This is a genomic window from Paenibacillus auburnensis, from assembly GCF_927798115.1.
GTDB classification, from domain to species: domain Bacteria; phylum Bacillota; class Bacilli; order Paenibacillales; family Paenibacillaceae; genus Paenibacillus_AQ; species Paenibacillus_AQ auburnensis.
Map to the genome: position 1 here is coordinate 109034 of NZ_CAKMMG010000008.1, position 11591 is coordinate 120624.

At 55.2% G+C, this 11591-nt stretch carries 10 protein-coding genes; 7 read left to right on the top strand and 3 right to left on the bottom strand.

Annotated features, from left to right (window positions below):
• The first annotated feature begins 23 nt into the window (after positions 1 to 23).
• On the top strand, positions 24 to 737 hold the full coding sequence (locus L6H70_RS22030) for a metal-dependent hydrolase (RefSeq protein ID WP_236336288.1): 714 nt from the start codon (positions 24 to 26) through the stop codon (positions 735 to 737).
• A gap of 131 nt (positions 738 to 868) precedes the next feature.
• Here the strand turns inward: L6H70_RS22030 and lplA are convergent, their stop codons facing one another.
• Entirely contained in the window at positions 869 to 1870 is a 1002-nt protein-coding gene (lplA, locus tag L6H70_RS22035) for a lipoate--protein ligase (RefSeq protein ID WP_236336289.1), read from the bottom strand.
• Between the two features lie 195 nt (positions 1871 to 2065).
• On the opposite strand from lplA, the gene cobD reads away from it, so the two are divergent.
• The 4 genes from cobD (at position 2066) to L6H70_RS22055 (ending at position 6404) form a co-directional block, all read left to right on the top strand.
• Complete coding sequence (gene cobD, locus L6H70_RS22040) at positions 2066 to 3151, top strand: threonine-phosphate decarboxylase CobD (protein ID WP_236336290.1); 1086 nt, start codon at positions 2066 to 2068, stop codon at positions 3149 to 3151.
• A 659-nt stretch (positions 3152 to 3810) separates the two neighbouring features.
• Complete coding sequence (locus L6H70_RS22045; RefSeq protein WP_236336291.1) at positions 3811 to 4566, top strand: adenosylcobinamide amidohydrolase; 756 nt, start codon at positions 3811 to 3813, stop codon at positions 4564 to 4566.
• Between the two features lie 73 nt (positions 4567 to 4639).
• Positions 4640 to 5596, top strand: coding sequence for an adenosylcobinamide-phosphate synthase CbiB (gene cbiB / locus L6H70_RS22050; protein WP_236336292.1), 957 nt, complete (start codon positions 4640 to 4642; stop codon positions 5594 to 5596).
• A 7-nt stretch (positions 5597 to 5603) separates the two neighbouring features.
• Positions 5604 to 6404: a histidine phosphatase family protein gene (locus L6H70_RS22055; protein WP_236336293.1), complete on the top strand. Its 801-nt coding sequence runs from the start codon at positions 5604 to 5606 to the stop codon at positions 6402 to 6404.
• 77 nt (positions 6405 to 6481) lie between these two features.
• Here L6H70_RS22055 and L6H70_RS22060 read toward each other — a convergent pair whose 3' ends face one another.
• Positions 6482 to 7960, bottom strand: coding sequence for an MDR family MFS transporter (locus L6H70_RS22060; protein WP_236336295.1), 1479 nt, complete (start codon positions 7958 to 7960; stop codon positions 6482 to 6484).
• A gap of 126 nt (positions 7961 to 8086) precedes the next feature.
• Here L6H70_RS22060 and L6H70_RS22065 point away from each other — a divergent pair, with 126 nt between their 5' ends.
• Positions 8087 to 8746, top strand: coding sequence for a TetR/AcrR family transcriptional regulator (locus L6H70_RS22065; RefSeq protein ID WP_236336297.1), 660 nt, complete (start codon positions 8087 to 8089; stop codon positions 8744 to 8746).
• 90 nt (positions 8747 to 8836) lie between these two features.
• Here the strand turns inward: L6H70_RS22065 and L6H70_RS22070 are convergent, their stop codons facing one another.
• The gene (locus tag L6H70_RS22070) at positions 8837 to 10543 is read right to left on the bottom strand and encodes a glycoside hydrolase family 2 protein (protein ID WP_236336298.1); all 1707 of its coding nucleotides are present in this window, start codon (positions 10541 to 10543) and stop codon (positions 8837 to 8839) included.
• Positions 10544 to 10692: 149 nt separating this feature from the next.
• On the opposite strand from L6H70_RS22070, the gene L6H70_RS22075 reads away from it, so the two are divergent.
• Positions 10693 to 11535 (top strand): helix-turn-helix transcriptional regulator, encoded by an 843-nt coding sequence (locus tag L6H70_RS22075; protein ID WP_236336299.1) that lies wholly within the window; start codon positions 10693 to 10695, stop codon positions 11533 to 11535.
• Positions 11536 to 11591: the final 56 nt, after the last annotated feature.

Here is an 11591-nt window from a genome sequence, read left to right on the forward strand (position 1 = left end):
CCTAGAAAGGGGCGGTTTCCAAGATGATGGGCAAATCCCATTTAGTAATCAGCACCGGGGTTACGCTCTCAGTGATGAATCTGCTCGGTTATGAAATCACGATTCCGGCGGTTGCCGTGGCGGCGGTCAGCGCTTTGCTGCCCGATATTGATGAGCCGAACTCGCTGCTGGTCCGCAAGGCTGTCCCCGAATCTCTGCTGCGGCTTCTGCAGGTGGCCTTGATTGGGGCGGCTGTCTATCTTTATTTCGCAGGTATTGCGGCTCCCCCGTGGAATATTGCCCTGGCTCTGCTGGTCGGTAGTGTGTCGTTTCTGCCGGGCCGCAGACTGAGGCATCTGTTCATGCTGCTGATCGCCCTGGCGCTGTTCGCGTTCGCAGAAGATTATGATCCCTGGAACTACATTGCCGCCTGCCTGCTGGTCGTATCCTCGGTTGTCCCGCACCGGGGAATCACGCATACACTGTACGCGGTTGCCGGTTGGGGAGCGCTGCTCTACTTCGCCTCCCTCGGCATGAATGACGGCGGCAGCCTGTGGATCGCCGGAGGCATGTCGTATGCACTCCATCTGCTCGCTGATTCGCTGACTCAGCGTGGGATTACGCCGCTGCCGCCGCTGCCCTTCAAGCTGAGGCTGAAGCTGATGAGCACCGGTACGAAGAAGGGAAGCAAGGTAGAGCATGTGTGCATGGTTCTCACACTGGCCCTGGCCGTTTATGTGTTTGTGCTTACCCCTTGAGGAAGAATCATCAAAAAAGAAGCCCTGCTACGAACTGCGCAAGCTGCGCGGAAGGTAGCGGGGCTTTATTTAAATATAAGAATTCGGAAAAGCCGTTTCTTCTGATATACACTCCAGTTGGACAGCTCAGCCTATTCTTCCAGGAAAATAAGCCCGATAAAGTCCTCCGGCTCAATCCGCCCGAAATAATGCTTCAGGTCAAGCCCGGACAGGGCCTCTCTGACCTCGGCATTCTCATAACGCTTGCCGCGCAGCGCATTTTCCACATCAGCCACATCACCGACGCCGAAGAAGTCACCGTAGATTTTGATATCTTTAATGTAGGAATCTTCAATGTCCATGCGGATATCGACGAGTCCTGCCGGGAATTTGCGGGTGTGCTTCACATTGCTCTTCGGCGACAGGCCGTAGTTCCAGTCCCAGTTCTGGTAATGTTCCTTGGAGATTTCGTTAATCCGTACCCAGTCATCCATAGTCAGCTTGTACTGCGGAACCTCGGAAGGCTCCATGCCGAAAATGGAACGCAGCAGCCCGTCGCGGAATTCCTCGATGGTCATATCCGTGCCAAGCAGCTCTTTGATGTTGGCTACGCGGCTGCGCACGGATTTGGTGCTCTTGGATTTGAATTTCTCCGGATTGACGTTCAAGGATGCCTGCACATCGTCAAGGTTGAGGTCAAACATCAGGGTGCCGTGGCTGAACATGCGTCCGCGCGTGGAGAACTGGGCGTTGCCGGAGATTTTGCGCTCACCGACCTGGAGGTCGTTGCGGCCGCTCAGCTCGGCATTAACACCCATGGACTGCAGATAGTCGATGACCGGCTGGGTGAATTTCAGGAAGTTATGGAACGACTGGCCGTCGTCCTTGGTAATGAAGCTGAAGTTGAGATTGCCAAGATCATGATAGACAGCCCCGCCGCCGGACAGCCGGCGTACGACCTGAATGTTGTTGTCTTTTACATACTCCTGGTTGATCTCTTCGATTGTATTCTGGTGCTTGCCGATGATAATGGACGGACTGTTGATATAAAAGAGCAGGTAGCTGTCGTCCATCGGCAGATTCTTAAGGGCAAATTCTTCGATCGCCAGATTAATTGATGCGTCTGTGATTCCTGTGTTATCAATAAAAAGCATAGTGTATTCCTCCGCCTGTGCATGGTTAACTACTGCATTTATTCTAAACTATCTAAGCTGAATTTGAAAATAAACATCCAGGGAAAAGTGGCGGAGGGGGATTTGGGACCTAGAAGCATTGACGTACTTCTGCGATAGAGGCAATAATTGGGTCAATGAACTTAAACGCGAGAGAAGATTAAAGGGAGTGTAGGCATGCTTGAAAAATATGGCCACGGCGGCGATCTGCTGACGGCCGCGGAACTCTATGGTGCGGGGAACGGCGCTTTTCTGGATTTCAGCGCCAATATCAATCCGCTCGGTCCGCCGCCCGGCGTGCTGGAGCTGCTACGGGATGCAGCGGCTGCTATTACAGCGTATCCCGATCCCGGGCACCGCAGATTAAAGGCTCTGCTGGCCGGGGAGCTTGGGGTCGGCGCTGATTGGATCACTGTGGGCAACGGGGCGGCAGAATCGATGGCACTGCTGCTGCTGGCCGTGGCACCGCGCCGGGTGGGTATCGTCGAGCCCTGTTTCTCCGAGTACCGGCAGCTGTCAGAACAGTTCGGAGCAGAGGTGCGCTCCGTCCAGGGGACGAGGGAGCAGGAGTACCGGGTGGAAGTGGAGCAGATTGCCGGGCTGCTGGAGCAGGTCGATCTGCTCTTCCTCGGGCAGCCGAACAATCCGAACGGCGTCCAGTACGCTCTTGAGGATGTGCGGCTGCTGGCCCGCAAGGCGGAAGCCTGCCGCACAATCCTTGCCGTGGATGAAGCGTTCATCGACTTCATCCCGGAGGAGCAGCGGCAATCCCTGCTGCCGGAGCTGGAGAGTTACCGGCATACGGTGCTGATTCGCTCGATGACGAAGTTCTATGCCATTCCGGGGCTGCGGCTGGGCTTCACGATCGCAGCCCCGGAGCTTGCCGCAGCCATGACCGGCAAGCAGGTGACCTGGAGCGTGAACGGCCTAGCGCTGCTGGCCGGGGAAGCCTGCCTGCGCAGCGGGCGCAGCTACGTAGAGCGCACGCGCGGGCTGATCGCAGCGGAGCGGGAGCTGCTGCGGGAGGGGCTGTTGCGCCTCGGCTGCGCTGTGCCGCCGGGGGAGGCGAACTTCCTGCTCCTGGAATTGCCAGCAGCGTGGAACGCTGCGGCTATGCAGGAGCAGCTTGGCCGCAGGGGCATCCTGGTGCGCAGCTGCGCCATGTACCCTGGCCTTGCAAGCGGACATCTCCGCGTTGCGGTTAAGGGGCATGAGGACAATGCCCGGCTGCTGCGGGAGATGGAAGAGATCCTGGAGGGTTGAATGTATTTTGGACCGCAGAATATGCTCTGCGGAGGCAAATGATTCAGCCTGAATGTAGACATGAAGTATTCTGTTGTATTTCGTACAGCAGAATGTAAGCTGCGGACATAATAATTAAAATCTATTGTACTTTGTACAGTTGAAATCAGAGAAAAGTGCGTTTTCTGGGTGATTCGCGGAAATCTAGTGTGCGAAATACAGCAGAATGGATTTGGCGGGTGAAATTAGCCGGATCTGTTGTACAAAGTGCAGATGCAGACTTGTTAAGAAGGTTGTTTTGAGAGACGGAGATACACTACAGTAGCGGGATTTTCTCCATCTAACTTACTCTAAAGGGAACGGAGAAAGACAATAGTGGGATTTTCACCCGCTAATAGTTCTCCTATAGCTATAAATACACTTTTCTCTTGAAATTAGACGGAGGTTTTCCACCTATATTGCGGTTTTAGGCGAAATTGAAAAAATTAGCTGGAAGTTTTCCCGCTATTGTTCATCTAATGGGCTGGGGATAACATCAGATAGGCGGGGAAGGTATCCGATAGACGAGGATAGCATCAGATAGAGAGCGGATTGGTTCGGTTCTGCGCCAAAGACCCAATAGGCAGATCCCTGAAAACACATAATGACAACACTAAAGTTACGAAAGGAGCGGATTAGAGATGGCGGAAGTGAAGATTCCATTTGAGCTTGCCGGAGGGGTGAGGGCGTATCGCTCAAAGGTCTGGCCGGGGCTGGTTCTGGAATGGAAGCAGGAACATCTGCTGCTGGAATTCCCGGCTGAGGCGGACAGTATATCGAGTGCGGTGTACGGCGGGGGAATGGGCCGGTTGAAGCGAGCCGTGAACCAGTACGTCAGCCGTGATTATGTGTGCAGCAATCCTGTGCGCGATATGGAGAACAAGCTGGCGGAATGGGGATATCCGCCGGAAGGCTGCGCGGGGCTGATGACAGCAGTGCCACTTGAGCATGCGGCTGTAGCCGAAGAAGATATAGGCTCGGCAGGTATTTTCTGCTGCGTCACTGCAGCTGCAGGCAATGCGGCCCGGGCCGGGGTGGAGCGGAGCGTGCTGAAGGCTTACCGTCCGGGCACGATCAATATTATGCTCGGCATTGACGGACAGCTGACGCCGGCAGCGATGGTCAATGCCGTGATGACGGCAGCGGAAGCCAAAGCTGCCGCCCTGGCCGATCTCGGGATTACCGATCCTGAGAATGGCCTGATCGCTACGGGCACGACGACCGATGCAGTTGTGCTTGCGGTCAGCGGCAGCCGCCGCTACGGGGCAGAGCATGTTTATGCTGGCACAGCCACTGACCTTGGCGGTGCAATCGGCAGGCTGGTCTATGCCGCTGTGACAGGCAGTCTCCAGTCGGTGAAGGCTGTTCAGGAGCAGGCAAGGAAGAACGGCGAATGAGGCCTTATCTGAGCCGGATGCGGATGAACGGGCCATTAGGCGCTGTGCTATGCCGGTCATGGAGGGACCAGCCATGACCGTTGCTCTGCTATTACTGGCAGCATATGTGCTGGACCGGATGGTCGGCGATCCCCGCAGCCTTCCCCATCCTGTGGTGCTCATGGGAAAGGCGATTACTGCACTGGAGCGGCTGATCCGCCGCTTCGTCCGGCAGCGCAGCCTGAAGCGGGCCGGAGTGCTGCTGCCGCTGCTCGTTGCGGGCGGCAGCTGGCTGCTGACAGCGTCGCTTCTGTGGCTGCTGTCCGAGATCTCGCCTTGGCTGGCTCTGGCGGCGGAAGCCTGGCTTCTCTCCACAACCATAGCCGCCAAGGGCCTTAAGGATGCCGGGATGGCTGTCTATGTGGAGCTGCGCAGGGGAGACCTTCCAGCGGCCCGGCAGGCACTGGGAATGATTGTGGGCCGGGACACGGCTTCGCTGGACAGTCCGGAGATTGTACGCGGCACCGTAGAGACGGTTGCCGAGAATATCGTCGATGCGATTATCTCTCCGCTGTTCTACGCTTTGCTTGGAGGTGCGCCGCTGGCCATGGCCTACCGCGCCGTGAATACGCTGGATTCCATGGTCGGCTACAAGAACGACAAATACCGCGACCTCGGCTGGGCCTCCGCCCGGCTCGATGATGTTGCCAATTACATACCGGCGCGGATTACCGCGCTGCTGTTAACCCTATGCGCAAGGCTGCTGCGGTTGGACTGGCGCAGATGCTGGCGCACCGTGCACCGCGACGCCCGCCTGCATCCCAGCCCCAACAGCGGCTATCCGGAGTCGGCTGTAGCCGGAGCGCTCGGCATCCGCCTGGGCGGAGAGAACGTATACCACGGCGTAGCCTCGTTCCGTGCCTATATGGGCGACCCGCTGCGCAGTCTGGAGCCGGAGGATATCATTATCACCTCCCGGATGATGCTGCTGTCTTCTTCAATATTTGTAGTCTTCTGTGCAGCGCTGGCCTTCATAGGGACGGGGGGCTGAGCCGGGAATGGAGAACACCGGACATGAGCAGACACCGAATCCCAGCCGGCAGCAGCGGCAAATAGAGCTGGAGCTGGTATTGCTGCGCCATGGGCACACGAAATGGAACATAGAGCGCCGCTATCTGGGGAGCACGGATCTGCCGCTGCTGCCGGAGGAACGGACGAAGCTGGCTGCACTAAGAGAACAGCCAGAACTGGCGGGCCGCTTCTGGCGGGTGTACTGCAGTGATCTGCTCCGGTGCCGGGAGACGCTGCACAGCATTGTACCAACGCTGGAAGGTGCAGCTATTTATGATTCGCGGTTACGGGAGCTCAGTTTCGGGGAGTGGGAAGGTAATACTTATGAACAGCTGAAGTATAATCCAAAGTATAGAAGCTGGATTGATGATCCGGCAGCGATTACGCCGCCGGGCGGGGAACCCTGGGAGGCTTTTGCTGCCAGGCTGGAGCATTTTATGAACGGTTTGGTTCATGAAGCCGAAGCCGAGCAGATGAAGGAGAATAGATGCTTCACCCAGCGGGAGAATATCGAAGGAGCTATCGCAGGGGCAGATAGTGATGCGGATACAAATACAGATGCTGTTGAACCTTCGAAGCTTTGCCGGCAAGAACCGATGAAGCTGCGGGTACTGATCGTAACGCACGGCGGTGTCATCCGCCAATGGCTGGCTAAGGCGGAGTCCGGGACGACCTTCTATACGGCATCAGCACCGCCACCGGGAGCGGTGGCGGTGCTGCACCTGCTGTGGCAGGAGGACGGCGGCTGGGCACTGAGTACAACGGGAGGCGTTAATTTAAGCGGGTGAATTCCTGCTGATTCGTGATGCCGGTCTGCAGCAGCGATTTCTTTTCCCCGGGTAACACTGACAGGTGCCAAGCACAATTAGGCTTCTGTTACCCCAGCGCCTTCAGTTACCACAGGTTCATTGTTCAGCACAGCCTTTTCTTTTCCTTTTGGTAATAACAGTGCCGGAAGGAAAGAGACCACAGCAAAGCCGATCGACCACCAGAAGGCGACATTATAGGCCCCGGCAACGGTAAGGGCGCCCGAGGCAGCGTGGCTCGGGAGCTGATGCGATATGACAGTGGCCAGGATGGCCGCGCCGAAGGCTCCCCCGATCGTCTGGAAGATCCGCAGTGCAATGCTGGCATCGGCCACCTGGTCTTTGCGCAGACCGACATAGGCGGAGACCATGACCGGGATGAGCAGTCCGTTCAGTGCCGCCCCGCGGAGCACGAGTGCAGCAGCGAGCAATATTTGATTCGTGTCAGGACCGGCAAAGGCAAACGGCAGCGTGGAAACAATAGTAAACGCGAGGCTTAAGATTACGATGAGCCGTGAACCGATGCGATCAGACAGGCCGCCGATCCAGCTCCGGGTCAAGAGCATCCCGATCCCCTGCGGTATGAGCAGGATACCGGTAAACAGCACGCTTTCACCCCGTACCTGCTGATAGTATAATGGCAGAAGCAGCAGGGCTCCGTTCATGACCATGCCTCCAAGAAACACGGTAGCATTCGAAGCGGAGAAAATACGTGATTTGAACAGGCGCAGGTCGAGCAGCGGCACTTTTGCAGTACGCAGAGCGTACACGATGAATGCGGCCATAAGAACCAGACCGGTCATCAGCGGAACCGTTACTCTGCTGCTGTTCAATCCGCCATATCTGCTGATCTGCGATATACCGTAAATAAGGATAGCGAATGCGGGCGACAGCAGTAGGAGGCCGGTAAGGTCGAGCGGCTGCTTGCGCGCAGCAGGCTGATCTGCCGGAATTCCCCGTGAGGCCAGCCAGAGGGAGATTAAGCCAATAGGGATATTTACGTAGAAAATCCAGCGCCAGCTTAGACCGTTGATGATCACGCCGCCCAGTACCGGACCGAGGATTGGACCCAGCAGGGTGGGGATGCCGATGATGGAAATGACGCGCCCCAGGCTTTTGCCGGCGGACTGGACAAGCACAGTTTGCAGCGTGGGGATGAGGATGCCCGCGCCAATTCCCTGCACCAGCCGGAAGGTAATCAGACTGCCCGGATTCCAGGCCAGCGCGCACAGAATGGAACCGGCCAAAAACACGGCGAGTGAAAAGATATACACTTTTTTGCCGCCAAAGCGGTTGACCGCCCAGCCTGAGACGGGTATAGCTATACCCATGGTCAGGACATAGCCTGTAACCACCCACTGGATTACGGAGACGGTGCTGCCCAGGTCCCGGGTAAGCGTCTCGATGGCTACATTGACCATAGTGGAGTCAAACAGCGGCGCGAGCGCACCGAATACCAGGATGAATGCCACTTTAAGAATGGCCGGATCGATTTTTTCCTTCTGGGGCTTCCCGGCTGCAGATTTGTTGATTGCCATGTGAATACTCCTCTCTCCTATCTCTATAAGGTACGATACGTACCGTACCTTATGTGATTAAGATAGAACAATTCAGCTTGAAATGCAATGAGTTTTTTATGAAAATATTGAAGGGGGGAACTACGTATGCCTGAGAACAAGAGGAACACTTCTGCTGAGACTGCAGGTGAGGGAGAGCAGAATGCGGGCGGGCGCCGCCGCGGGGATGTCCTGGAGAACGCTATTTTGCAGGCAGCCTGGGATGAATGGAACGAAGCCGGCTATACCCGCCTGACGATGGAGAATATTGCGCTGAGGGCAAAAACCAACAAAAACGCAGTGTACCGCCGCTGGCCGAGTAAGGCTAAAATCGTTGCTGCCGCCATAGGCAAACATCTGACCAAGCCGGAGGGCTTGGGTCATGTGCCGGATACAGGGGATGTGCGCAGCGATATGCTTGCCCTGCTTCACGGAATTGTTAAACCGATGCAAGCGATTGGCGGTGAAACCATTCATGGGCTGATGACCGAATTATACGGCGGCAATCTGATTGCTTCCCTGCCGGAAATGCTGAGTGATAAAGCGGATAACGAGCTGACAGAGATGATCAGGGCTATTCTGCTAAATGCGCAGAAACGGGGCGAGCTGAAGTTGTCAGAGGTAAGTCCGCAGGTGCTGTCTCTTCCTGCGAATCTGCTGTTTTATGAGGTGCTTACCACCCATGAACCGGTTGCGGATGATACAATTACAGGGATTATCGACGATATTTTTCTGCCGCTTGTCAGGCTAAGCAGGGAACCTTCGTGAAGCACAGAGGAATCCGGTATGGTAAAAAGGCAGCCTGCTTAAGCGGGCTGCCTTTTTACTGTATTGCCGGAATTAATGTGGCTACACCCATCAGCTCCAGGAACGGTAGATGCGCCGTACTTCCCGGAACGACTGCTTGGGTTTGCGGTATTCATTAACCAGGCCCTTGTTATTGAAGCCGCGGGCCCGGTCGCGAAAGTTCTTACTGGTGCTTTTTAAATCACCGCGTATGTCTGCAAACTGCCAGATGAAGGTACCGCCGATCCGGGGATCATTCCGGAAGATCGCCAGTGCCTCAGTAACAATGTAGGCCTGATAATCCTCGCTGAACAATCTTGGTTCCCAGCCTACATCCCCGGACAGCCCTGCGCCGCCGAATTCAGTCATCAGCACCGGCCTGTCCCCGGCTCCCAGCCGCATTGCCCGCTCATGGAACTGCTCCAGCATGTCTTTAAAGCCTCCAACCTCACCTTCGTACCAGCCAAAATATTTATTAATGCCGATGACATCGAACAGGGGCAGCAAAATATCCTCCAGCGGATGCATGGTCGCATAGGTAACCAGCCTGGAAGTATCGAGACTTCTCACCAGGTCGACCAGAGCCTGTGTGAACCCATAAGCCTCCTGTGTACGGCTGTCAATCTCATTATGAACCGACCAGAAGATGACAGACGGATGATGAACATGCAAGCCGATCATTTCTTCAATCATGGTAAGTGCGCGCTGCTGGAAGAGCGGCTCACTTACCGTTTCGTTCGGCAGGGCAGCTCCCCAGATCGGGATTTCACTCCAGTACACTAGGCCGTGTTCATCGAGCAGATCAAGCCAATAAGAGCTCTGGGGATAGTGCGAGCCCCGGACGGAATTACAGCCCAGCTCCAGTATGATATCCAGCTCTTTGTGCATCAGCTTCGGGGGGAAGGCAAAACCCCATTCAGGATGCTCCTCATGACGGTTAACCCCCTTGAGATAGACCGGGGTGCCGTTAATCAAGATGCGCTGATCCTTCGTCTCAATCCGGCGGAAGCCGATCCGTTCGGTCTTGTCGTCATCTTCGGTCCGGACCTGAAAGGAATACAATTCCGGGTGGCCGACATTCCACAGGCGTACCTCTGGCAGGAGTAGCTTGAAGGTGTGGCTGACGGTCTGGCCAGCGTCAATCCGTACTTCTTCCGAGTCTAATTCCCGACCGCCTTCGCTGAGTGTCAGTCTAGTCGTCTGCTCTACTTGCAGGAATGAACGGATCTGCACATGAACAGAGACATCGGCGTCCGTTCCATGGAGCTCATAGTCGATTTTCAATTGTTCGATGTACAAATCGGGCAGACATTGCAGCTCGCAAGGCCGGATGATTCCGCCGTAATGGAACCAGTCTACCTGCTCTGTTGGAATCGTCAGGCGGTCCAGCGTACTGTCCGTCCGGACGACAAGCTCGTGCTCACCTGCCGCCAGGGAAGGGACAATGAATTCAAAGGGAGTGAATCCCCCGTAGTGGTAGCCAAGATGCCGGCCGTCCAGATACACATCGGAATGGCCCAGCACGGCATGAAAGATCAGCCTGACATGCTGCGCCGTAGTAATTTGCACTTTTTTCCGGTACCAGGCGACCCCTTCATACTCGTACATGCCCAGTTCATTATTCCAGCATGAGGGTACATAGAGAGATTGTGAAGAATGTGGAAACCGCTCATACCATTTTTCCTGAACTCCGGCATTTAACGGATCTTTGATGAAATCCCATGGCCCGTCCAACAGCTCTGTTCTCCGGATATCATGCTGACGAAAAGTTCTCAACAAGTGTGTGTTCCTCCTCATTATTAGGCTATGCCTTGTCATTTGCAGACACCATGATAGTATGGATAGTATCATTTACAATGCGTGCATTGAATAGAAAAAAACGCCAATGTCTTGTATAAATCGCGCTTACAACAGGAGGGGAGCAGCGCTTGGAAGCAGACGTCTATAACCTGAACGGCCTGAGTGTACATATCCATTTTGTACTGGATAAAGTTACGTTTCCGGGCTGGGAGGATATCCGCAACATGGTGAATGTGCACAGCCTGTACTGGATTCATGAGGGCGAAGGGGTGTTCCTGACCAATACGGAACACAAGGTGCAGGCAGGGATGCTCATTTACTTAAAACCGGGTCTCAAGATGTCCATGCGTTCGGAGATGGATGCTCCGCTCCGCATGACGATGCTGCTGTTCGATTGCGCAGAGCTCGGCTATGAAGCGGTATGGAAGGACGTGCAGCCCATCGGTACCCTGAGACTCCCCTTCTTAAGCCAGTATTGCAATGAGCAGGCAGAGGAGCTCAGCCGGCTGTTCCGGGAGATTCATCAGGAATGGCACCCTGAGCTGGCCGCCGGAACGGCCGTTTCCCAGGCGAAGTCGCAGATTCTGCTGCATAAGCTACATCAGACTGTGCAGGCGGACTGGAATCTGATGGAGTCCGGAGCCTTCGCCGCCTTTGAACAGATTAAGGGTAAGCTCGAGAACGCCTATATGGATCACCACCGGATCGAAAAGCTGGCTGAGGAGTACGGCATTTCTGCTTCTTACCTGCGGAAGCTGTTCCTGAAGCATACGGGTATGGGGCCGAAGGAATACCATATGCATATTCAGAACCAGCAGGCGTGCCGTTATCTTATTTTTACGGATTACCCGGTCAGGGAGATTGCTAATTTATGCGGCTTTTACGAGGAATATCATTTCAGCAAAATATTCAAGCAGCTAAACGGAGTAGCTCCGACGGTATACCGGACAAGACAGAGAAACGGTGAATAAATTCCCTATAGAACCACAGACGGGAGAAAAAGCCGGGGCTGTGGTTCTTTTTTTAC

Bases quoted from the DNA above. Each gene is read 5' to 3' on its own strand.
- L6H70_RS22030 (WP_236336288.1), top strand. From the start codon at position 24: ATGATGGGCAAATCCCATTTAGTAATCAGCACCGGGGTTACGCTCTCA.
- lplA (WP_236336289.1), bottom strand. From the start codon at position 1,870: ATGCTTTTTATTGATAACACAGGAATCACAGACGCATCAATTAATCTG.
- cobD (WP_236336290.1), top strand. From the start codon at position 2,066: ATGCTTGAAAAATATGGCCACGGCGGCGATCTGCTGACGGCCGCGGAA.
- L6H70_RS22045 (WP_236336291.1), top strand. From the start codon at position 3,811: ATGGCGGAAGTGAAGATTCCATTTGAGCTTGCCGGAGGGGTGAGGGCG.
- cbiB (WP_236336292.1), top strand. From the start codon at position 4,640: ATGACCGTTGCTCTGCTATTACTGGCAGCATATGTGCTGGACCGGATG.
- L6H70_RS22055 (WP_236336293.1), top strand. From the start codon at position 5,604: ATGGAGAACACCGGACATGAGCAGACACCGAATCCCAGCCGGCAGCAG.
- L6H70_RS22060 (WP_236336295.1), bottom strand. From the start codon at position 7,960: ATGGCAATCAACAAATCTGCAGCCGGGAAGCCCCAGAAGGAAAAAATC.
- L6H70_RS22065 (WP_236336297.1), top strand. From the start codon at position 8,087: ATGCCTGAGAACAAGAGGAACACTTCTGCTGAGACTGCAGGTGAGGGA.